At 60.3% G+C, this 23,293-nt stretch carries 19 protein-coding genes; 9 read left to right on the top strand and 10 right to left on the bottom strand.

The window, feature by feature from the left end:
- Nucleotides 1-153 precede the first annotated feature (153 nt).
- The 7 genes from ACVWYO_RS15515 to ACVWYO_RS15485 form a co-directional block, all read right to left on the bottom strand.
- The gene (locus ACVWYO_RS15515; protein WP_457352267.1) at nt 154-999 is read right to left on the bottom strand and encodes a family 16 glycosylhydrolase; all 846 of its coding nucleotides are present in this window, start codon (nt 997-999) and stop codon (nt 154-156) included.
- 116 nt (nt 1,000-1,115) lie between these two features.
- Nucleotides 1,116-1,814, bottom strand: coding sequence for a metallophosphoesterase family protein (locus tag ACVWYO_RS15510; protein WP_457352265.1), 699 nt, complete (start codon nt 1,812-1,814; stop codon nt 1,116-1,118).
- 167 nt (nt 1,815-1,981) lie between these two features.
- The gene (locus ACVWYO_RS15505) at nt 1,982-2,557 is read right to left on the bottom strand and encodes a polysaccharide biosynthesis/export family protein (RefSeq protein ID WP_457352263.1); all 576 of its coding nucleotides are present in this window, start codon (nt 2,555-2,557) and stop codon (nt 1,982-1,984) included.
- Between the two features lie 51 nt (nt 2,558-2,608).
- Nucleotides 2,609-3,586, bottom strand: a complete 978-nt coding sequence (locus ACVWYO_RS15500) for a glycosyltransferase family 2 protein (protein ID WP_457352261.1) — start codon at nt 3,584-3,586, stop codon at nt 2,609-2,611.
- Nucleotides 3,583-4,818: an outer membrane beta-barrel protein gene (locus tag ACVWYO_RS15495; RefSeq protein WP_457352259.1), complete on the bottom strand. Its 1,236-nt coding sequence runs from the start codon at nt 4,816-4,818 to the stop codon at nt 3,583-3,585. Before ACVWYO_RS15495 ends, ACVWYO_RS15500 begins: the two co-directional genes overlap by 4 nt.
- Nucleotides 4,819-4,980: 162 nt before the next feature.
- Nucleotides 4,981-7,146 (bottom strand): GumC family protein, encoded by a 2,166-nt coding sequence (locus ACVWYO_RS15490; RefSeq protein WP_457352257.1) that lies wholly within the window; start codon nt 7,144-7,146, stop codon nt 4,981-4,983.
- A 190-nt stretch (nt 7,147-7,336) separates the two neighbouring features.
- Nucleotides 7,337-7,714 carry a hypothetical protein gene (locus tag ACVWYO_RS15485; RefSeq protein ID WP_457352256.1) on the bottom strand — a complete coding sequence of 126 codons (378 nt, stop codon included), beginning with the start codon at nt 7,712-7,714 and terminating at the stop codon, nt 7,337-7,339.
- On the opposite strand from ACVWYO_RS15485, the gene ACVWYO_RS15480 reads away from it, so the two are divergent.
- From ACVWYO_RS15480 to ACVWYO_RS15470, 3 genes are all read left to right on the top strand, one after another.
- Entirely contained in the window at nt 7,646-8,494 is an 849-nt protein-coding gene (locus ACVWYO_RS15480) for a glycosyltransferase (protein ID WP_457352254.1), read from the top strand. The genes ACVWYO_RS15485 and ACVWYO_RS15480 overlap by 69 nt on opposite strands.
- Nucleotides 8,491-9,501 carry a glycosyltransferase family 2 protein gene (locus ACVWYO_RS15475; protein WP_457352252.1) on the top strand — a complete coding sequence of 337 codons (1,011 nt, stop codon included), beginning with the start codon at nt 8,491-8,493 and terminating at the stop codon, nt 9,499-9,501. Before ACVWYO_RS15480 ends, ACVWYO_RS15475 begins: the two co-directional genes overlap by 4 nt.
- A 112-nt stretch (nt 9,502-9,613) precedes the next feature.
- Nucleotides 9,614-10,840, top strand: coding sequence for an acyltransferase family protein (locus tag ACVWYO_RS15470; protein ID WP_457352250.1), 1,227 nt, complete (start codon nt 9,614-9,616; stop codon nt 10,838-10,840).
- Here the strand turns inward: ACVWYO_RS15470 and ACVWYO_RS15465 are convergent.
- Nucleotides 10,823-12,085 (bottom strand): O-antigen ligase family protein, encoded by a 1,263-nt coding sequence (locus tag ACVWYO_RS15465; protein WP_457355016.1) that lies wholly within the window; start codon nt 12,083-12,085, stop codon nt 10,823-10,825. The genes ACVWYO_RS15470 and ACVWYO_RS15465 overlap by 18 nt on opposite strands.
- Before the next feature lie 116 nt (nt 12,086-12,201).
- Nucleotides 12,202-13,452, bottom strand: a complete 1,251-nt coding sequence (locus ACVWYO_RS15460) for a glycosyltransferase family 4 protein (RefSeq protein ID WP_140849906.1) — start codon at nt 13,450-13,452, stop codon at nt 12,202-12,204.
- A 157-nt stretch (nt 13,453-13,609) separates the two neighbouring features.
- Here ACVWYO_RS15460 and ACVWYO_RS15455 point away from each other — a divergent pair, with 157 nt between their 5' ends.
- From ACVWYO_RS15455 to ACVWYO_RS15435, 5 genes are all read left to right on the top strand, one after another.
- Nucleotides 13,610-15,151: a lipopolysaccharide biosynthesis protein gene (locus ACVWYO_RS15455; RefSeq protein WP_457352248.1), complete on the top strand. Its 1,542-nt coding sequence runs from the start codon at nt 13,610-13,612 to the stop codon at nt 15,149-15,151.
- Entirely contained in the window at nt 15,151-17,379 is a 2,229-nt protein-coding gene (locus ACVWYO_RS15450; protein WP_457352246.1) for a glycosyltransferase, read from the top strand. The genes ACVWYO_RS15455 and ACVWYO_RS15450 overlap by 1 nt, the downstream gene beginning before the upstream one ends.
- A gap of 82 nt (nt 17,380-17,461) precedes the next feature.
- Nucleotides 17,462-18,886: an alkaline phosphatase family protein gene (locus ACVWYO_RS15445; RefSeq protein ID WP_457352244.1), complete on the top strand. Its 1,425-nt coding sequence runs from the start codon at nt 17,462-17,464 to the stop codon at nt 18,884-18,886.
- A 131-nt stretch (nt 18,887-19,017) separates the two neighbouring features.
- Entirely contained in the window at nt 19,018-20,613 is a 1,596-nt protein-coding gene (locus ACVWYO_RS15440) for a family 16 glycosylhydrolase (RefSeq protein WP_457352242.1), read from the top strand.
- 141 nt (nt 20,614-20,754) lie between these two features.
- On the top strand, nt 20,755-21,612 hold the full coding sequence (locus ACVWYO_RS15435; RefSeq protein WP_457352240.1) for a glycosyltransferase family 32 protein: 858 nt from the start codon (nt 20,755-20,757) through the stop codon (nt 21,610-21,612).
- 43 nt (nt 21,613-21,655) lie between these two features.
- Here ACVWYO_RS15435 and ACVWYO_RS15430 read toward each other — a convergent pair whose 3' ends face one another.
- A complete protein-coding gene (locus ACVWYO_RS15430; RefSeq protein ID WP_457352238.1) occupies nt 21,656-22,075 on the bottom strand; it encodes a hypothetical protein in 420 nt (139 codons plus the stop codon).
- Nucleotides 22,076-22,861: 786 nt separating this feature from the next.
- Here ACVWYO_RS15430 and ACVWYO_RS15425 point away from each other — a divergent pair.
- Nucleotides 22,862-23,290 carry a hypothetical protein gene (locus tag ACVWYO_RS15425; RefSeq protein ID WP_457352236.1) on the top strand — a complete coding sequence of 143 codons (429 nt, stop codon included), beginning with the start codon at nt 22,862-22,864 and terminating at the stop codon, nt 23,288-23,290.
- Nucleotides 23,291-23,293: the final 3 nt, after the last annotated feature.

The following is a 23,293-nucleotide window of genomic DNA, read 5'->3' as shown; positions in this document are numbered from 1 at the left end:
ATCAAAAAAATCCTCTCCCCGGAAATCTTCGGTTCAACTCAGCACACAGCCGGTCTGGAACTGCGCTTTATATCGCAACAGACCAGGCGCGCCTTTGCGCAGACGCCGGGTCTCTTATGCCGCGCGTAAGCGATCAGCGGCGGGGCGATCGGACTAACTGTACCGATAGCCATGAATGATCAACTGCATCTGATCGGCCTGCGAGGAAAATCCGTTCCAATGGCCCAGCCAGCTATCCTGTGCGGGTGTGCCCGGCTGGAGATCGAAAAAAGGCTTCATCGCTGACGCTGGGAATACCGGAGTCGTTGCACGCTGAAAACGATGGACTTCGCGACCATCGATCATCATCGCGATATAGCCGTTCGACTGATCGATCTTGATCCCCAGCCGCGCGCGACGGCCATTGAAATCGGCGGCTTCCGCGACTTTGATCGAATCCGATGACTTCCCGCCCGAATGTAGCGTCGCGAACAAACCAAGCGTACCAAAGAACTCGAAATCTACCTCGTCCTTAGTATCATTCGAATATAAATAGAAAGCCGCGACATCTACGCCCGATCGGAGCGTCGGGATCGACACATCCGCTTCCCACAGTCCTTGGCTATATGCAGGCGTCGCGCCCTGTGCCTGCAGTTGCGCTGCACCCGACTGATTCATCGTGAGTACGACATCAGTGCCAGCCGTCGTTACGTGGTCGAATTTCCATGGCACGACACCCAAGACGCTACCCCATTCGGAGGCGAGCCAAGGCGCCGACCAGTTCCACAATACATTGCCGCGCATGTCGAGTGCCGGGAGAGTCGCCATCGCAACAGAAGCCGCCGACGCCGAACTAGCCGCTGCGGTGGGTGTCGGTGTGGGGGCCGGAGTTTGCAATGGTGCCGGAGTTGGCGTCGCAGTCGCCGCTGCGGGCACCACACTGATCGCCGGAGCGCTCGCCGACGCATCTCCGCCACCGCATGCGGACAAGGTCAAAGCGAACGAGGACAAAAAGGACATTGGTCTACTAACGCTCATCACACACACCCCGTAGCGAGGGGTTCACCTTCCGAGGGTGTGCTTAAAATTATATGACTTTTCCGGATTTTTGTGCCGAAACCGCACAAAACGCCTGCCTAGTCGGTGGTCTGGATGATCCAGCGATCTTCGCCCGCCAACCCCACTGCGGTCAAAATGCCCGTTCGGTACGCACCGGTATCGACCCCGATCCGATATCTGAGCATTTCAGGGCCTGATTCGACGATCGTATGACCATGGACTATGACGGCCTGATGGGGCCCATCATAGTCGAGGAACGCGTCGCGGATCCACAATAAGTCCGTATCTTCCTGTTTTTCGATTGCGACCCCGGGTCGGATGCCGGCATGTACGAAGAGGTAGTCGCCGATGCGAACCTTGAGCGGTAGCGATCGCAACCACGCTACGATCGGTGGCGCGATCGCCTGCTGCAACGCAGCAATCAACTCCCTCATCCGATCGGGATCCATCAGCGCCTCGTCGATAGCGAAGCTGCCTAGGAACTCACGCCCACCATGGCGCAGCCATAGGGCAAGTGCATCATAGCTTCCATCGAGCACGTCGAGCAGCATCTGTTCGTGATTCCCACGAATAACGATGACGTTATCGCGGGTCAGACTGAGCTGATGCATCGTACGCAGCATCTTTTCAGAGTCTGGGCCCCGGTCGATAATATCACCGAGCACGATCATCGTCACTGCACGCCCCATTCGAGCGGTCGTGTCGTCGGCGATCCGATCAAGCAATGCCCAGAACAAGTCGGCGCGCGCGTGAATATCGCCAATGGCGTAAACCAAGCGTCCCGGGGGGATCGCCGATGGTCGTTCGCCATCATAACTTGGAAACGAGAGCGTCCGCGATCGTCGCCCGAACAGCGCCCACACTCGTTCCAACAGGCCCTTCCGTGGCCCGGACCTAGCCATGCTTATGCCTTGCTGAAATCAGAGCACCGCTGATCCGGGGGTCAGAAGAAACGTTCGCTAACGCGGATGGTATCACCGGGCATGATATTGATAGGGCCGGCCTTAGCATTCACAACAACCTCCGTATCCTGACCCTGCCGCCTCAGATAGATCTTCTTGAGATTGGCCCGGTACGTGAAGCCACCCGCCGCGGCGACCGCCTGCTGCAGCGTAAGGCTGGTCGCGAACGGGTATTTGCCAGGCTTCTGAACTTCGCCAAGGATATAGAACGGACGATAATCGACCACTTCCGCGCTAACCCGCGGATCCTTGATATACCCCTCGGCCAAGCGCCGCGTAATCACCGACGTGACGTCCTTTAGCGACAGGCCGCCGGCAGGCACCTTGCCGACAAGCGGGAAGTCGATGAAGCCCGCATCCGTCACGCTGTATTCGCCAGTCATCGCGTCTTCGCCGTAAACGATGATCCGAACCTTGTCGCCCGATGCCAGCTTATAATCATCGATCATCGTTGCAGTGGTCATCTTGGCGGGCACGCCCATCGCGGTCTGGGCGTTTGCCGTGCCGACGAAACCAGTCATGGCAATCAATATGATCGCCCCAAACACGCGATTCATGTGGTTCCTCCCCAACAGCACAGCCAAAGCTGTGCATTTCTCTTGAACGATTCACGAAGGCAGCGCTAGTCTGACACGGCGCACTGCTTCCTGCAGAAGCATGCCTACCAAAAAAACCGAAACGGCACCTGAACGCGAAAATGTAGCGACTGCCGCCTTGGCGTCACGTCGCTTGACCGCTTCGATCAGGAGGCGCCACTGCAAACGCCGATCAACGCTCTGATAATGATCATCGAGCGCTTTTCTTTGCGCGGTCGTCAGGCCAGGAATGGTGGCAAGATCTCGGTCACAATCACGCAGCATCCGCAGCGCATCAATCGTATGCTCACCGCTCAGCGACGTTGGCCTCACGGTATAAACATATCCCGCCGCCGGAACGAGCAACAGCCGGCCACCGAGCAACAGCGCCCGCGTATAGAGCTCGTAATCCTCACCAAGCCAGAGCGCATCGTCGAACCGAACCGCGTGCCGAACCAGCAGCTCTCGCCGTATCAGCGGCTTGATGAAACCTAAATCACGGCGCCCCTTCGCACCATGGCTGATATTTCCGTTTATGAATGCCGCGGCATCGAGCGCTTGCGGACGGTCCACCGGCGGGAAAAACATCGGGCGTGTCTCGGCCGCCCCTTCGTCGCGGACGAGCAGATCATCGGCAATGAGATCGGCTTCGTCGGCATGCTGTAGCAACGCCGCGAGCCGGCCGGGAAGGAACACGTCGTCGGCATCAAGTACGGTGAACCAGGGCGCCGAACATACTGCGATTCCCCGGTTGCGCGCGCGCGAGGGACCACCGTTGCGGTCCTGGCGCAAGACCTGGAGCCGTCCCGTCCCGTCATCACGGGCGGTCGCCACCGCGACGGTATCGTCGCGGGATGAATCGTCGACGACGATGACGGATGCGGTCTCGGGTTGAGCCAACGCCGACTTTATCGTTTCGCCGATCGTCGCGGCCGCATTGTATGCGGCGATTACGATATCGACCGTCCGTATCGGATCGGTGCGCCGCGAAGGATCGTCAACGATGCTCACAGCGTCAATGCGACCCCGACCCGGGCGGTGTTCCCGTTGACGGGCTGGAAAATGCCTGCGTTTCGGTCGAAATGGCGAAGGTTGGCCGAAATCGAGAATTGCCGGTTGAGCCGGTAGATCGCGTCGAACGTGGCTTCCTTTTCGAAGTTCGAACCTTCGATCCCGATCGCATCGATCCGCGACACGCGGATCGCGGGCGTGATGATCAATGGGCGCAACACTTCGTAGCTAGCGCTGAGCTGCCCCGTCGAGCGCAGGTTGCCCGGGCTTGCCAGCGTCGCCGAATTCTCGATATCGCGATTGGCCGTCAGGCGGATGGATAGCAGACGTGTCAGCGACCAACTTACGTTTGCGAAGAACGAAATTCCGCTGAGGTTGCGTAGGAGCGGGTTGGCATTGTCGCGATGCAGATATCCGACCCGTATGTCGCCGACGAGCTGATGCGTGATCGCCAACCCCACACCCGCCTCGAGGCGATAGCCGGTCGTGTCGCGATCGCCGAACAGCGATCTGCCATAGTTGATCGTGTCGTATTGGCCGGCAAGAATCAGCGCTGCATTGTGCGTAACGTCATACCGGACGGATCCCTGGTACAACACGCGCAGGTTGTTGCGGTCGGTTTCGTTGATTGGTCCCGCCAGTGTCCTGGCGTTCTCATAAGAGGAATCGACCACTTGAATACCGCCCCGTACGGCGAACGCGCCGAAGCGTTTGTCCGCACGTACATTGCCGTTCAGCATCAACGTTTCGACCGGCTTAAGCGTGAAGGCCAGATTGTCGACGCTGAAGCGATCCTCCGGCTGATGGTCTGCGCGGAAGTTGGCCGAGACAGCCGTATCGTGGCTGATGTCGTACCGACCGTTGACCAACGCGCCATAGGCTTCGGTGTTTTCCGTGCTCAATCGATAATAGCGCCGGGCCTGACCGTAAGCGAGGAATTCGAGCTGATGACGACCCCAGTCGGACACAAGCTGGACATCGGCACGCGCGGTCGAGAAACCATCGCTCTTCGCCGCGGTCGGCGTACCCAAGACGTTGTCGCTATACCCCGTGCTGACGGTGAAACGTGGGTAAAGGAAAAAGCTGCCGAGGCGTCCGCCGACCGGGTCGAATTCTGGCTGCCGCCGGGTCAGGACGTCATCATCGGTCTGATCTGGATTGACTGGCCGATAGGCCTCGGTGATCTGTGCGGCGGCCGGCGACGCCGTCGCGGCAAAAGCCCCTACGCTCATGATGCCTGCAAGCAGGCGGTATTTACGTATGGACAATGTCACCCCTTTCCACCTTATTTCTTGCTCGGCCACAGGCCCGCGCTGCGATCGCAGACGGCGGTAATAGTATCTGTAGGCAAATGACCCGCTCAAACCGCTCCGTTGACCGGAGCGAGATCGCTCTCAATTCACGTAGTAACCGGCAAACTTCTTATGATAGCTGAAGGTATCTTCCGGCCCGGTGCTGGCAAACTTCTTGACGTCGACGCGCGAGAGCGCGAGACCACGCAAGCGAGCGCCAGCATGAAGCAGCAGCTCGATCGCCGCGTCGACCGCCTTGCGCGAACTCTTGCGCCAGCGCGTCACGATCAACACGGAGTCAGCAGCGGCTGCCAGATCCCGGGTCTCGGCGAGCGCCAGCACCGGCGCGGTATCGAGCAGGATGACGTCGAAGAGCGGCCGCAGATCTTGGAGCATGCGATCGATGTTCGCCTGGGTCATGACGTCGTGACCAACATCGGGGGCAAGTGTCGTACCAAGGATGACTAGGTCGGTGTCCTTGTCCTTCACGAGCGAGTCCTGCATCGAGGTTTCGCCGCGGAAATATTGCAGCAAGCCCTGCGAGCCTTCCGCCAACAGCGCGTCGCTGCTTGAACGGCGCCGGACATCGCAATCGACGAGCACAGTCCGCATGTTTGACGAGACGAAAGTCCGGGCTAGACAGATCGATGTGGTCGATTTGCCCTCGCGCGGCATGGCGGAGGTGATCGCTATAACACGCGCCCCGCTGCCGCCGCGCAGCATCAGGATGGCCCGCAGACTCCGGAACGCTTCGGCAAAGGCCGAATTCGGATGATCGATCAAATAATCCTGCGGGCTCTGCATGTTGCGCATGCCGTCCAGCGTCGATTTGAGCTCCGGCACCGCCCCAGCATAGCGAACGCGCAAGCGCCGCTCCACGTCCGACTTGGTGCTCACCCCGCTGTCGAGATATTCGGCGACAAATACGCCGGCGCAGCCAAAGCCGATGCCGGCCAGGATCGCAACAAGAACCGCAAGCGGGATGTTGGGCGAAACGGGTGTCGTGGGAACGCCTGAGAGAGTCCCGATCCGCGCGTCGGTCGTATTCAGGCCCTTGCGCGAGATCATTTCCTTGGAGCGGTTAAGGTACGCCGCGTAAATCGCGCTCGCGCCTTCGGCCTTGCGCTGCAGTTCGAGCAATTCGATCTGCGACACGCCGTTGGAAGCAAGCTGGCCATGGGCTTGCGCTTGGCTTTGTATCAGCGACGACAAGCGCGATCCAGCAATCTGTGCTTCGCCGCTAAGGCTGGCGACGATCCGTTGCAGTTCGCGGCTGATCTGGGTCCGGATGTCGCTCAGCTCCTTTTGCGTGCGAACGACTTCGGGGTAGAGATTGCCGTAATGCGCCGTCAAATCCGCGAGGCGGCGGCTGGCTTCCGCTTCCTTACTGCGAAGATCTGCGATCGTGGGGGATTGCAGCGCGGTTTGAAGATCCTGCCCGCCGCCCTGACCGGCAAGCGAACGCGCCGAATTTAGACGGCCGAGCTTCTCAGCAGAGTCCGCACGCGCCTTGGCGATCTCTTCGTTCAACGACGAAACTTCCTGCTCCGCCATCGTTGCGCCCTCGGCACTCATCAGTCCATGCTGAACCTTGTAGCGCTGGACGGCGGCATCTGCCGCGACAGCCCCGTTACGCAGCTCGTCGAGCCGGCTTTGCAAAAAATCACCGGTTGTTTCAGCTGCGGAGTTTTTCCGGTCGAGCCCAGCAGCGATATATTGCTGCACATATTCGTTAGCGATTCGCGCTGCGAGCGCTGGATCCTTTGATTTCGCGGAGACCGTAATAACGAAGGTCAGGCCGACACGCTGGATCAGCATGTGCTGCAGTAGCTTGCGAGCAAGCGGGTTTTGGCTCGGAACCTTGTGATTGTAGACGAGAGGGACTGCGCTGCGATATTCGGCATATTGCTCGAGGTGCAACGCCTCAGCGACGCGACCCGCCATCGCGGTCGAGGTGAGGATTTGGACTTCCGTGTCCATCTCGTCGTTGCCCGGGGGAGAATCAGCGATCGGCGCCGTGTTCGGATTGCTTGTGATAAATTCAGTTTTACGCGGCTCGATAACAACTGACGCCTCGGCCGCATAACGCGGATGCACCAGCAACAGATAGACGGTAAGAGCGGCTGCGGCGAGCAGCACTGGGATAAGGAACCACCAGATTCTACGCCGAAAAACAGCGAGAATTGTTCTGGGATCGGGAAACAAGGACCTGCTGTCGGACGCACGCTCCGCAGACGGCTCGTTCGCGTCGATCGATTGTGTATTCACCAGCCCAACCCTTATGTAGCGAGGTCTTCTTTGGTTGTGATGGCCCCACCCCAACGCATTTATATAACCTCTTTGCAGTACATCGGCTTTAAGGCAATCAGTTTAAGAGGCGATGAAGGATCGAGCGTTTGAAAATGGGACCGATAAGTTCGTGCTCGATATTGGGCCCGCACGGCCCTAGCGTAGCGCCCTATAAATGAGCGGCGAAACCGGCATGGATCGGACCGTTGGGTATCTCGTTCACGACCTGAACGATGCGGCCGTCGAACGACGCGTCGGCTTGTTCGTCGAAGGCGGCGCGCGGGTGCGCGTAGGCGGATTTCGACGCCGGGCGCTGCCTGATACCGTCGGAGCCGCAGACTGTGTGATCGATCTGGGCGTGACCCGCGACATGCGCCTCGTGCAGCGGATCAAGGCGATCATGGCGAACCTCGCCAAGCCAGCTGACGCGCGCCGCGTCGTGGTCGGCGCCGATGTCATCGTAGCGCGCAATCTGGAGATGCTGGCGATCGCTGTACGGATCCGCAAACCTGAGCAAAGGCTTGTCTATGAATGCCTCGACCTTCACCGGCTCTTGCTGTCGGACGGCACCGTCGGGAAGCTGCTGCGTAAGATAGAGCGCAGGTTGCTCGCCGACGTCGCGATGATCGTGACCAGTTCACCTGCCTATATCGAGAAATATTTCCATTCTGTTCAAGGGTATCGCAAGCCCATTCTCTTAGTCGAGAATAAGGTGCCCCGCGACGCGCCCACGGCACTTCCCGCGGTACGACCGGCGCACGGCCATCCCTGGCAGATCGGCTGGTTCGGGATCATTCGATGCCGGAAGAGCCTGATGATACTGGCGAGCTTTGCAGCGGCGTCCGCTGGGCGCGTGGAAGTGCTGATCGCCGGTCGTCCAAACCTGACCGAGATCCCCGATTTCGACGCGATCGTTGCGGCGTCGCCGGGGTTTCGCTTCACCGGCCCCTACCGACTCGAGCAATTGCCTTCGTTATACGCGTCGGTCGATTTTGCCTGGGCCGTGGACTTTTACGAAGAAGGACTGAACTCGAAATGGCTGCTGCCGAACCGACTGTATGAAAGCCTGGCGGCGGGCGTCCCCCCCCTCGCGCTCTGCGCTGTCGAGGTCGGATGCTGGCTCGACCGGACACGTGTTGGGCGCACCTTCGATGACTTGGAAGCAGAAGTTATGCCGTTCCTGATGGGGCTGGAACCGACCGCGTACGCCTCTATGCGCGAAGCGGTCGCGGCGTTGCCGGCCGAAAAGACGCGCTTCGTCCAAGGCGAATCGTTGCGGATCGTCTCGACCCTTCTCGGCACGACCGGCATGGAGAACGGCGCATGAAGCCCGATCTGAGCGACGTGCTGGTCGTCATCCCCTGCCTCAACGAAGAGGCTCATCTTCCTCGGTTGCTCGGGCAGTTGCTTGACGACGTCGGCTCCGCAACAATCATCGTCGCCGACGGCGGCAGCACCGATCGAAGCCGCGCGATCGTGGCTGCGGTTGCAGTCGAACACCCCAACGTCATCCTGCTTGAAAATCCCGCCCGGGCGCAGGGCCCCGGCATCAACTTGGCAGTCAAACGATACGGCGCCGAGCGGCAATGGCTCGCGCGCATAGATGCGCATGCCGACTATCCACAGGCTTATGTCTCGACATTGGTATCGCGCGCTACTGCGCTTGGCGTATCCTCAGTCGTTGTCTCGATGGAAACGCGCGGGATCGGATGCTTTCAACGCGCCGTCGCGGCCGCGCAGAATTCGGTGCTGGGAACCGGTGGGTCGGCGCATCGTCACGGCGGCGAAGGCCGCTTTGTCGATCATGGCCATCACGCCTTGATGCGGATCGATGCATTTCGGGAAGCCGGGGGATATTGCGAAAGCTTTACACACAATGAGGACGCCGAACTCGATCATCGGATCGGCTTGAACGGCGGCAAGATCTGGCTCGAACCATCGCTGTCGATCATATATTATCCGCGTGGCGATCCGGCTTCGTTGTTCCGGCAGTATCGAAAATACGGCCAGGGACGCGCGCGAAATCAGCAGCGCCATAAGATGCCGATCAAGCCACGTCAGCTCGCGCCGCTGGTCGTCGTGCCGGCCATCCTCCTGTTGCTGCTGATCCCAGTCTGGGTAGGCTTTGCCCTGCCCTTTGTCGGCTGGGCTGGGGCGTCGATCGCGTTTGGTCTGTATCTTGGCATCCGCGCGCGCAGCGGTTGCGTCGCATGGGGGGGAATTGCGGCGATGATCATGCATAGCGCATGGGCGTTCGGATATCTGCATCAGCGCCTGTTCGGCCGCCCCCCCGGCGCCTCGCCGACCGCCTGGCCGGCCATGGAGCATCCCTAAACCCGCCGTTTTCTTAGGGCGCGTGTCTATCCGCAAAACTATCGGATAGGGCATCCGCCACCATTGCCGAAGATACTGCATCAAGCCCGAGCAAACGATCATAGGATCAATCATGTCGATCGCATCAACCCGGCCGGAATCAAAAATAACGGCTTGGTTCCGAGCGCTGCATCGCGTCGTGATCCACGGCTCGTATCGCCCCGAAGTCGACGGGTTGCGGTTCCTCGCAATCGCCTTCGTGATTGTCGGCCACCTGATGGAGCATGTCGTCCATGAAGTCGGCCGCGCGCGCGCTCTTACTGCATCGGAAGATCTGCTTGCCCGTCTCCTGCCAGCGGCCCAGACCGGCGTGCTGCTTTTCTTTGCTATCAGCGGCTATATTCTCGCCGCACAGTTCAAGCGGCGCTGGCTCCGCAAAGAGCGGCTCGCTTATGGAGCGTATTTTCACCGAAGGTTGGTGCGGATCGCCCCTCCCTATCTGGTCGTCCTGGTCCTCGGCAATATCGCCATTCTCATTGCACCGAGCCTTTCAAAGGCCAGCGGCGGCGATTTCTTTCCCCATCTCGTTGCCAGCGTGCTGTACGTCCACGGCATCGTGTTCGGCGAGTTGCCGCGTGGCTTCCCCCCAGGCTGGTCGCTTGAGATAGAGGTGCAGTTTTATCTGGTCGCGCCCTTCTTGTTCTTCTCATATTTCCGATTTCGGCCCCGTGGCCGAGAGATCATCTCCGGCGTGATAACCACGATCCTCTTCGCTTGCTGGATGGTCGCCGGCCAATATGTCTTCGGCGAAGTCGGACGCTATTATTTTGCTTTTCCGAAATTCCTGGGTTTCTTCTGGATCGGGCTATGGCTGGCGGATCTCTATCCGGACGCCGTCACCGACCGTCCCGCCGCCTTCGGTGTGATCGATGTCCTAGGGCTGCTCGGCTTGACGCTGCTGGGCGCGCTCGGAACGCTCACTCACTTCATTTCGAGCTGGAATGTCGTCGCGGCGGTCGAAGTTGCCAGGATGCTGGCCGTCCTGCTCGTCTTCTTTGCAGCAATCAGGGGCCAGTTCTTCCGCAGACTGTTCTCGATCCGCCCCATCGCGTTCCTCGGCAGCGCCTGCTACTCCTTCTATCTCGTACACCTTCAGATCGTCCAGATCATGACAACCGTGCTGGTCAAGGTCATCGGCGCACATTCCGTCGGCGGACTCTATTGTCTCCTCCTGCTGGTCGAGACGCCGATTATCGTGCTTGCAGGTTTGATATTCTATGGGCTGGTCGAACGCCCGTTCCAGCTTGGCGATCCGCTGTCGATATTCCGTCGAACCACGCCTCTAGAGTCGTCGCGGTGAATTCGGATAGGAGCGCTGACCCGCTCGGACCTTCGGGACGATCAGATTGTCCTTGATTTCTGTTGACATAGCACCGCGCGACATACGAGCGGGCGCGCTCAGAAAGAAGAGCATGATGATCGTGTCGGGCTGCCAGAGCCCGAGATCAACGCTCTCGGTGAAAATCCGTGAAACATAGTAAGCGGTAATCGCCACGCCTAACGCGTCGACCGGGTTGCCGTGCAACACGGTCCGTATCAATTGCTTCACGATCAGCGTACCGATCGTCGTGACGACCACGACCATTCCAACAATTCCGCCGGCGACGAGGATCTCTCGACTGGTGTTGTGGAAATTGATGCCCGACCGGCCTGGAATGTTATAAAGCTGCCAAAGCCCTTCGGCGGCTGGATTACCGTGAGTCCAAAAGGCGTCGTAGCCGATACCGAGGAGCGGATGGTCGGCGATGATCTTGTCCGCGGTCGCCCAAAAATAGAGCCGCCCACTCAGCGCCGGCGTTTTGTGGAACGTCTGGAGAATAAGCCCGGTAACGCTTTCTTTGATCGCTTCGCCAAACAATACGTACAGCAAGACAATGCTGACGGCCGCAAAAAGAATAAGAAAGCGGATGCTCCCCGACGCGCGACCGGAGAGCAATGCGATGAAAAACGTAAGCGTTGCGAGCCCGAGTGCGATAATGGAACCGCTGGCACGGGCGATTACGACCGCGTAGGCGCTTATCAGATAGATCCCGAAAAAGACTGCGAGGGCCATCGTGCGCATCGCAAGCGGGCGCTTCCCATCCCAGACCCAGCTAAGCAGGCAGAGCGATGTGATCGCCGTCAACGCCGAGGTGTGGCCGAACACGTTCTTGCCGCCGCCTAATCCCGCAAAGGCGGTCAGCCCCTCGGCTTCCCAATAAACGCGCCCCCCGAATATCAGCGAGAAGAGCGTGAAGGTGGCATAGGCCGCCCAGACGCCGGTGGCCGCCGAGCGGCGATCCGGCGCGGCGGCGATGGCGATCGCTAGAACGAACGTGGCAACCAAAGCTGCGTCGGAATACAAGGTCTTGAAGGGGAAGATTGACCAGGTCGAAGAGACGAAATAAAAGAGCGGCAGGGCAAACAGGATGGCGTTTCGGCGCAGGGCCGCTATGCTCGCATCAGGTTTCGCGGTGATCCACAATGTCGCTATCAGGATGAAGGCGACGATACATAGGCGACTGCCGACTGACGCAAACAGCAGCGCCCCTTCGCACGACCACATCAACAAAAACGACTGCCACGCCGGAGAAAGCGCAGGGCCTGCTGACGACTGGGGTAATCTGACCGAGGGGAAATCGTCTGACGCTTGTATCATAAAGTTTGTCGAACCCATCAAGATCAATCCACGTCGTCGCGATCGATCATCTCGCCGCGGATGATCGCAACGTATCGATCGAGGCTACAATGCTGCACCACCCAGTCACGATTGCGCTGGCCCCATGCGGCGCGGGTTTCCAGGTCGGTGTCGGCCAGGAGTTGCACGGCCTCCGCCATGCGATGCGCATCGCCGGGGGGCACGCGCAGCCGGGGATCGATCTGGCCAAGATACTCCGCGATCCCGGTCGTCTCGGTTGCGATCACCGGACGACCGCACGCCATCGCTTCGACCGCACCCGTCACCCCGGCCGCATAGGTCACGCCGTTCAGCGGAACGACCACCGCTTCAGCACTGCCGTAATAATTGCGCAATTCGGCAAAGCTCACCCGCGGCATGGCGACGACATTGCTCGGACCGTCCTTGTGACGCTCCGCCCCGGCAACGCCGGTCCCGAAGAAACCATGGCCGAATATGCGCATGACATGCTGCGGCGTCTCCGCAAACGCGCGGCGTAGCCCGGCATAGTCACGGTTCTCGGCGCCGCACGCGACAAAACCGACATCCGGGATCTTGTCGACAAGCGCCGGATCGAAAAAGCGATCGTCGACCCAATTGTGCAACGCGCGAACGCGCGTGGCTGGAAATCCGGCCAGAGTGACCAAGCTGGCAGCTTGCGCCTGCGACACGGTAATGACCCGATGGAAGGCACCGGCACCGATCCGCTTGAATATCCGTGCGCGACGCGGGGTTATATAATGTGCGAGGCAAACAAGCCGACCGCGCCAGCCGCGCAAGCGAAGCAGCAACGCAAGCGGCATGCCGACATCTTCCCCCGTCACATAGATAGCATCGTACCGGTGCGCGACGCAGGCGGCATGTACCGCAGATCCAAGATTCGGCCGCTTTGCAAAAAGGCGACAAAACCAGCCTCCGTGCTTAGCCGCACCCGACGTGTAAGACAGGCAATCGCCACCGGTCGCCCGTGCGATCTCGATAAACTCGATGCGGGGCTCGTCGCGACCCGCCGTCCCTGCCAAATACGCACTAAAGTCGCCGTTCCCAACGACAACAGCGCACCTCACCTGTTTGCCTGCTATCATTGCCTGAGCTTTGCTCGCCGGACTTTCGATCGATAACCGCGGATCACGGGTGAGCCTCGCATTCTTGAGGGCAATGCATCTGCGGCCTGCTCGACCGATGCTGCCTTGCAGCGGTAATGCAGGGCAAGCTGCATTGCAACGCAAGCGACCTGAGCCGGCGCGAAAGGGCATTGGGAGGGGTCAGGTACCGGCATGGCACATCCGTCCTTAGTGCAGAACAATAACTAATCTATTGCGGCGCAGAAAAAATCGTCAGAGATCGCGCGAATGATGCTACCCGCTGAATCAGTAGAAATGCAGGCCGTGGCGTAAACGTCGAGGAGTAACGATGCCGACCGATGCCGCTGCCGATACCGAAGTTCCGGCAAACCCCGAAGATTCACCGACCAGCCCAGAGGGCTTTTCACACCGCGCCATGGGTGGCGCGTTGATGCTCGGGTCCGCTCAGGGCGTGAAGTTTCTGTGCCAACTGGCATCGACCGTTATCTTGTCAAGATTGCTAGCACCAACCGATTTCGGCTTGTTTGCGATGTTGATGCCGCTCGTCTGGTTCGTGATGATGATCCAGGATTTCGGCCTTTCTAACGCGGTGATCACCGTTCGCAACGTGACCCGGGCACACGAAACCACGCTTTTCCTGATTAACGTTGGCTTGTCGGTCGTGCTCGCCCTAGCGTTGGCCGTGGCGTCGCCGCTGATCAGCGATTTCTACAATGCGCCGGCAGTAGTGCCGCTGGCGATCGCGCTGGCGGGGACGATCGTTCTTTCCGGGCTTGCAACCTTGCAGTTCGCGATTCTCGCCCGCGATTTACGCTTCGGCGCGATGATGGTTGCGGAGATCGGGGGAGCGGTCGGCGGTCTTGCGGCTTCAATCGCGATCGCAGTGATTTATCCCAGCCCGTGGGCGCTCGTTGCTTCTGTGATCGGTAATATGGCGATCGGGCTGGTGTGCGGTTGGGTCGCAACTGGGTGGCGGCCGGTACGCCCGGCTCGACTTTCGGAGGTGCGCCACCTCCTCGCCTTCGGGGGTGGCATTGCCGGCGCCAACATCGCAAACTTCATCGCGCGCAATGCCGACAATATCCTGATCGGCCGATATCTTGGCGCCCAACAGCTCGGCTTCTACGACCGGGCATACAAGCTGCTGCTGTTCCCGCTTATGCAGATCGTCAGCCCGCTGTCGCGGACGGTGGTGCCGATTCTATCGCAACTCGCCGATGACGCGCCGCGCTATCGTTCGGCATATCGCCGCGCTGCCAACCAAATCATGCTGGTCGCGATTCCGGGCATGGTGGTGCTAGTGGTCATGGCCGACCAACTGATCCCGCTGGCGATGGGGAAGCAGTGGGTCAACGTCGTGCCGATCTTCCGCTGGCTGGGACTGGCTGGGATCTACATGCCGCTCACGCAGACGTTACCGTGGCTGCTCGTCAGCCAGCAGCGCACACGCGACCTTTCGACCGTGACGACGTTGCACACCATCGTCTGCGTCGCGGCCTTTATTGCCGGCCTGCAATTCGGGGTGACTGGGGTTGCGGCATCGTTCGCGCTGGTTGATCTGTTTGTCGGGCTACCGCTGATGATCTGGTATGTCGGTCGATCGGGGCCCGTGTCGACCTGGGATCTCGCGAGCCTGGCGAGTTCGCATGCCGTCGCCGCCTGCGTCGCGGCGGGCGCGTTGATGCTCTTCCGTCACCTAACCGCACTCGACGCGATCCCGGCACTGATCCTGGGGGGCACTATCGGCTATGCCATCTCGTGGCTGGTCATCGCATTGATGCCGGGCGGTCGCGAGACGATCGGTCAGCTCGTCATGCTGGTCCGGCGTGCGGCAGGTTTGCGGTTTCGCCGACGCGCGACGGCCGCGTGATGCGACAGCCCCATGCGGCGCCGCGTGTGTCCGTCGTCATCGCCAATTACAATGGCGCGCGTGATCTTGCTGCGGCGGTTCAGTCCGCTGCGCGACAAACGGTATCCGACCTCGAGATCCTGGTCGCCGACGACTTGTCGAGCGACGCGAGCCCGGCAATAGCGCAAGAGCTCGCCGCGGCGGATCCGCGCATCCGCTTCCTCACCGCCAAGCGTAACACCGGGCCCGCCGGCGCGCGAAACCGCGCGATCGCGGTTGCACGCGGCGACTGGATCGCCGTCCTTGATAGCGACGATCTGATGCACCCGTCGCGGCTTGAAAAGCTGATCGCGGCGGCCGAGCATCGTGGAGCGGATATCGTTGCGGACGATCTGCTCGTATTCGACGATCAAGTCGGCGGCGCGATCGGGCGTTTCCTCGAACGGCCAGAAAGCGACGGCCCCTTCGCCCTGACGCCCGAGCGATATTTCGCGCAGACCGTCATGTATGGGCGCAAGCCCAATCTCGGTTTCCTAAAGCCCGTCTTTCGCCGCGCAGCGTTGGTCGCGGCGGGCATACGCTACGACGAACGCCTGCGGATCGCCGAGGATGACGATATCGTGATCAGAGCGCTGGCGGCGGGTCTGCGCTATTGGATCGTTCCGTCGCTGACCTATTTCTATCGCAAACATTCGCGGTCGATTTCGCACCGGACATCGATCGCCGACCTGAACGCAATGGTCGTCGCGTCGAATCGGATCGCAGGGTTGTTCCCCAATGCCGATCGCGCGACGGCAAATGCAATCTCGAACCGAGTCGCCGCGACGCGCGACGCGCTGGCTTTCCAACACTTCCTTGACGCTGCGAAGGCACGCCGCGTTCCCGCCGCACTTGGCGCGCTGGCCAAACGCCCGTCTGCGGCCCGTCTGCTGCGGCTGCCGCTCGCGGCACGCCTGCGCCGACGCAAGCGAGATCATGCGGTGCCTGATCGGACCGATGGCCGACACGTGCTCTTCGTAAGTCGTCAGCGGATCGTCGGGCGGACCAACGGCAGTTCGACCTATCTTCTCGATATCGCTGCAGCGGTGCGCGCTGCTGGGCTGACGCCGCATCTGTTGCAGCCCGCACCATCGGTGACTGGACGACGGCCGGTGCTGCGGCTGAGCCCCGATCTTGCCGTGTTCGAGACGCACGAGGTGCGCGGCGTATGGAAATATGGTTCGGTGATCGTGTCGCGCGACTTGCGCGTATGGAGCGACGCGTTGCGCGGTATTGCAGCGCGTCTCGTGAAACGGCTGGGGGTTCGCCTGGACCTGACCGACACGCCATATCCCCACACGATCACAGTGCCCTGGACCGACGCCGACCGGTTGTTCGTCGCACGCCACGGCCGCAGATACGCCGATGCCATCCTTGCCGACTATGTCTTTCAAGCCGAGGCGATCCCGTTATTACTACGCCCGGATGCTCCGAACGCGATCGTCATGCACGATCTGTATGCCGAACGTGCCGGAAGCTTCGGCGACGACGCTTCGCGTGATTCGGTCGCGATGCTGGATGCCGATCAGGAAGTCGCATTGATGCGTCAGGCAGCAGCCATCATCGCAATTCAAGAGCAGGAGGCCGAATGGGTGCGCCGCCACGTTTCCGGCGTCCAGGTCTTCACAGCGCCGATGGCCGCGTATCCGGTTCCGGCCGCCCAGCCTGGAAACGACCGCGACGTCTTATTCGTCGGTAGCAACACATCGCCCAACGTAATCGCGATCGAGTGGCTCCTGTCGGGCGTGTGGAATCGCGTTCGCGCGGCGATTCCTAACGTGCGATTGGTCATCGCGGGCTCGGTATCCGCGGCGTTCCCAGAGACGCAGGGGGACTGGCGCGGCCAAGGCATCGAATTCTGCGGCATGGTGCCTGATCTCGCACCGCTCTACCGCGACGCAGGGGTCGTTATCTCGCCCCTCACGGTCGGTTCGGGCCTAAAGATCAAGCTGATCGACGCGCTGGCGCAAGGCAAGGCGATCGTCGCCACATCGGTTACTCTACAAGGCGTCGAGCGCCAGGCCGGACCCGCGGTGATACGGGTCGACGATGATGCTGGCTTTGCCGACGCGATCGTCGCGCTCTTGCGCGATCCGGCAGAACGTGCCCGTCGAGCCGAGCAAGCCCTCACGGTCGCACGGTCCACCTTCTCGGCGGAAACGTGTTACGGCCCCCTCATTTCTTGGCTTAGCCCAAAGCGGGACGAATGAACGGGTTACTTCGGTAATAAACTCATGGTATTCACATGGTGCTGTCGACACCGGCGCGCATCAAAATCTTTGGGAAGATTGAATGACAAAAGATGTCATTGTCTTGGAATTCAACGAGCTGACGCCGTCGCTTGTCGATAGATTCATCAAGATGGGCAAGCTGCCCAATTTCGCGAGGCTGAGGCAGGAGTCGCTCGTTGCCGTAACTGACGCCGAGGAGGCGCCACCGGCGCTAGAGCCCTGGATTCAATGGGTTACGGTCCATACCGGCCTGTCGTACGCAGAACACAAGGTCTTCGACCTGGGTGATGGTCCGAAACTTTCTGAACCGCGTATCTGGGACATGGTATCCGACGCGGGTGAAAAGGCGTGGATCTGCGGCAGTATGAACGCGGCGGTACAAGGTGACCGGTTCAACGGGTTGGTGCTTCCGGACCCGTGGGCCACCGACGTCAAATCGCAGCCGGCTGGGCTCTTTGAGCCCTATCTCGACTTGGTGCGAACCTATGTGCAGGAATACACTACCAGCCGCCCGAACGTCAGCAAGGCGACGATGATCCGTTTCGCCCGCTTCATGGCGACGAACGGCCTGTCAACCCGGACGATATTCCAGGCGATGCGCCAATTGGTCGGCGAGTTGAGTCAGCCGATCCAGTGGCGGCGTGCGACGATCCTGGATCGTCTGCAATGGGACATCTTCCGAAAATTTTACCGGAGCGAGCGTCCGGTGCTCTCGACGTTCTTCCTCAACAGCACCGCCCATTTCCAGCACTATTTCTGGCGCAACCTTGATCCGGATGCCTTCGCAGTCACGTCCGATTCCGAGACGCAGCAAAAATATGCCGACGCCATCCCGTACGGGTATGAGAAGATGGACGAGATCATTGGCGAAGCCTTGGCGCTTGCAGGGCCGCAAACCTCGATCGTCCTGTGCACCGCGCTCAGCCAGCAACCGATGCTCGATCACGAGGACATCGGCGGCAAGCAGATCTTCAAGATGCACGACGCCGCCGCGTTCTTTGCCTTTGCGGGCGTGCCCGAAGGTTACACCTATGCGCCGGTTATGGCGGAGCAATTCCATCTGATCTTCGATTCCGAAGCGGCAGCAGGTGAAGCGGCCGAGCGGCTTCGTGGCGTCAAGCTGCGCGACGGTACGCAGGTCATGATGGCGCGGAACGAGGGTGATCGGGTCTTTGCCGGTTGCGATCTCGTCGCGCATCCCGCCGCTGGCGCGACGATCTTATCGACCGCGTCGAATGAGGCGCCGGCATTCAACGCAATGTTCTACCCGGTCGAGGCTGTGCGCAGCGGGATGCATCATCCAGATGGCATGTTGTGGATCCGCACGCCCGAGCACGTCCATGCCAAGATCGATCGCCGCGTATCCCTTCGCGAAGTTGCTCCGACTCTGTTGGCGCTGACCGACATCGCGCCCCGTCACGCGTTCGCCTGTCCGGCGATGCCGGAACTCGAATGGGCTAAGTCTGTCGAACGCAAGGCGGCCTGATCAGAAACGAGCGATAGGATGACCGCCGCCGGCCACAGTGCTCGTCTTGCCCGAGCAGGCTGCGGGCGACACCCGGCCGTGCGATGCCACAGGTCATACTCAAGCCTGCTCGGTCGTCCGGCCGTAGCCGAATGATAAGATTCGGCAATGATTATCAGACCTGGGCCCGGGTCGCGCTCGCATTGCTCGCGGGAGCAGCGCTGACCGCGGCGGTAGTGTTGTATCGCGCAGAGCGAAGCGGCCCGGTAACGTCGCGGTTCAACGCGGTCGGGGTCGAGCTCCCTTATTCCAAATCGGTCGACAGTTGGATCGTCAACAGTCCAGCGAAGGAAACCCAGCACGGCACGTCGCTGAAGGACCAGTTTCACGGCGTCGGCGGTGACGTGCTGATTGGTGGCCAAGGAGACGATACCTACACCTTGTGGGATACCGGCAACCTCGTCGTCGAGAGTCCCGGCGAAGGCGTCGACACAGTCGAAAGCTATAGCAATGGCGCAACCGTGCTCGCCGACAACGTAGAAAATCTGACGCTGAAAGGCGACCGGTCGAACCATGCGGGGGGCAACGCCCTCGATAACATCATCACCGCCGGCGATACCGGCGCAACGCTCGACGGCGGTGGCGGCAATGACGTCCTTGTCGGTGGTCGGGGCCCCGACATCTTCCAAATTCGCGCGGGCAATGGAAGCGATGCGATCATCGACTTTACGCAGGGCACCGACAAGGTCCGGCTTGGTGGCTACACGATCAACAGCTTCGACAAGGTCCGCGCCACGATGCGACAGGTCGGCGCGGACACCGTAATCAGGCTCGACAAGACCGAGAAGCTCATCTTGCGCGGCGTTTCTGCAAAAACGCTTACAGCCGGGGATTTTCAGCTACCGATCGACATGTCGAAGCTCAGATTGTCGTTCACCGACGAATTTTCGACGCTTCGCTTGCGGGCCCAGGGCGGCATCTGGATCCCCAATCTAGCGGAAGGCGGCATGACCGACCATGGTCATGTCGACGAACAGCAAGTTTATGTCGACGCCGGTTATGCCGGGAGTGCGACCAACCCGCTCGGCATCAATCCGTTTGCGGTCAGCCCCGACGGCGTCCTTTCCATCATTGCAGCCCCGATCGAAAAGGCCAACGCCGCGGCGCTTGGGCGCGCCGCTTACAGTTCGGGCCTGCTGAGCAGCAAGACCGGTTTCTCACAACAATATGGCTATTTCGAAATTCGAGCCGCATTGCCGAAAGGCCAGGGATTCCTACCCGAATTCTGGCTGATGCCCGCTACGGGCGGATGGCCACCCGAGATCGACGTCATGGAGTCACTCGGCCGCGATCCAGGCATGGTTTACATGACGATGCACGACATCGGCGGCGTCCGAAAGGGTTCCGCCGCGTATTTCGATCATACTGAACGGATGCACACCTATGGCCTGAATTGGACCAAGGAAAAGCTGACTTGGTACGTCGATGAAATGGAAGTGGCGCAGCAACCCGCACCGGCCACTTTCCGCCAGGAATTCTACGTCATTATCAACTTGGCGATCGGCAACGCCTGGGCGGGCAAGGTCGATTCAAGCACGGGTATCGGGGCGTTCAAGATCGACTATTTGCGGGTCTATGCGAATGCCGAGACGGTCAGTCGGAGCGTACATGGCGTAAAGACGCCCCTTACCGGTGCGGGAGCACAGCGACTGAGCGTCGTCAGCGCAAGCCGAAGCGATGCGCGCTGAGTCGCTGCCCCCTCTACGCTTAGCCTGTTCACGAAGCGGGGGAAATGCGTCGATCCTAGTGGTCGGGCGCCCTTGTCCTGATACCGACCTGCTCTATCCCCAGCCAATCGCGGCGAACGACCATTATTTCAGGAGCTCACGATGCCTTCCTCGCCGATGTCCGATATCCCAATCGTGCCGAAAGGCGAGACAATCCCGCGGATCATCCACCAGGCGTTTCCCACGAAAAACCTCCCGGCCCCGGTGCGCGCCCTGATCGATGAGCTTTGCGCCAACAATCCGACTTGGGAGCATCGCCTCTACGACCATGACGATATCCGCGAATTCATCCGACGCGAATACGGCCCGAAAATGCTGAAGGCATTCCTGCGGATCGATGAGCGCTATGGCGCCGCTCGGATCGATTTCTGGCGCTATCTCCTGATTTACAAGGTCGGCGGCGTGTACATCGACATCAAGAGCACTTTTAGCAAACCGCTCGATGAAGTGCTGCACACGGATGACGAATATATCCTGAGCAGTTGGGATCAGTCTGCAGGTGCGGAATTCTCCGGCTATGGCATCCATCCCAAACTCGCTCATCGCGAGACCGGCGAGTTTCAGCAATGGCATGTTATCGCGGTAAAGGGGCACCCTTTTCTTCGCGCGGTAGCCGAACGCGTGCTTGAAAGCATCGAGCATTACAATCCCTGGCGAGACGGGGCAGGAAAGGTGGCAGTGCTCAACGTGACCGGGCCGGTTCCGTACACGCTGGCGATCGAACCGCTGCTAGCGCACTATCCGCACCGCTTAGTCGCCGACGAAACACATCTGTCATTGGTCTATAACGCGTTGGGCGGGGTGACTTACCAACAGTATCTGCCGCCGCATTATTCTTTGCAAAAAATGCCGCTGATCGACCAAGGCCCGGTCGGCCAAGCCGCTTATGCATCCTATCTCATGGCGAAGCGGGGATATCTCACGGTGAGAGATTTCGGACGCCGCATCATCAAGCGATAAGCACAGGGAATTGGGCCGCACGTCGTATGCGTTGCCCGTCGGGCTAATTGCCCGCAGGCTCGCCGGATCTCGCACCGCGCTGCGTTGCATTCGCCCCGGCCCTGCCCCGCTTGGCGGCTGCCGCGCGACGCTTACCGGCGGAGACCAAATCCTGTTCGGGGATTTCGGCTGGCGTACCTCGGATCAGGCTGCGAACGGTGACATCGGCGGCCATCCGATTCGCGACGACGATGCGATTGTCTCGAGCCGCACGCGAATTCCTGTATCGCGCGCCTGGCAAGCCACAGCTTACCGTAAACCCGCGCTTGTCGATGCAGTTTTGGGTATCTCGCCCAGCATCGTCGCAATAAACGAGACGGCCCTGCCCGTCCCGACATCCGTCGGCCAATGCGGCGCCGCCCATCGACAGCGCCACGGCCGCCAAAAGCGTCTTTGCGACGAAGCGCATACGTATTGTGCTCATCGGTTGGTGATACGCGACGCACAACGCTTAAGCAATCATTTGATCGCCGCAGACGCGTCTGGCCGCCCCACCGTCGAGCCGTTACTCAATGGGTTATCTTGCCCTCAAGCGCAACTTTCATGGCGACGATCGCGATGGTTACGGCGACGAGGCTCGCCATCGTCGATCGGATCGAAACGGGCTTCCCGACGGCAGGCCGGATCAACAGTTCGTAGATGACAATCGCAGACCAGAAGGCGACGATTTGCCAGCGTGTCTCCACGTCTCGCAACAGAAACCCGGACGGTCGCACCGGCTGCGGAAAAGATAAGGGCATTTCGCAACGCAAATCCGGTCGACATGCGCGGTTCCGTAGCCGCTAACGTCTGGCCTCACCAGCGCTATTGCGAACATTTAAGGTTGGAAAGACGGGCGGCGCATCAGCCGGCCTTACCCGATATTCGCCTACCGGTTGCGAACAGACAACTATCTCCCTCGACGCAATACGCGCGACGCCGATGCTTAATCATGGTATCGTTGCAGTATGCAGGCCTGTTGCCAGACGATCATTATACGCATTCGGTCTTCCCAATACGAAGAACGCGTATGCGGATTCAGTATTAGGAGGTTGCGTTGCCACCAGGATCACAAGAGGCCGACGAGCAACGCCTTGCCCGGGACCTATTGATCGAGCGTGTTCTGGGATCTTACACGGCGCCCCCGCCTTCATCACAGCCCCGGCCCCGGCCCGCTACAAAACGCTCAATTCTATTTAATCGCAAGGGTCTAGTCTCGACCCTGATCGCTTTGGCCTTCGGCGTTGGTGGCGCCACCGCACTCGTCGTTTCGCAGCAGATGGGCGATGGCATATTGCGACATCGGTCGCTTGCGATGCCTGCCTCTGCGCGCTCGATCGTCGCACAAAGCCTTGCGGTGCCGACCGCGCCAGCCGTCGTTACGTCCGCTGTGCCTGCAATGACAGCACCGCGCTCCTCACCGAAACGGCCGAATTGGGCAGCAATCGCGTTGTATCGCGAAAATCGGGAGCGCTTAGCGCGTGAAACCTTGGCGCATGAAACGAACTCGCAGATGGTCGATTACACCGACGTGCCACGTGATGGAGCACCGGCAGTCCACCTCGAAGGGGAAGCGCTGCGGCATGCTATCATCGCCGACGCCGAGGCTACACGAAAGGCGAACTCGGCCGCCATACCCGTTCAGAACCCACCACGCTGAGCG

The sequence above is a fragment of the Sphingomonas sp. UYP23 genome (assembly GCF_054059235.1).
The sequence above is the reverse complement of the archived record's forward strand: the minus strand, read 5'-3'. Positions and strand labels throughout refer to the sequence as shown.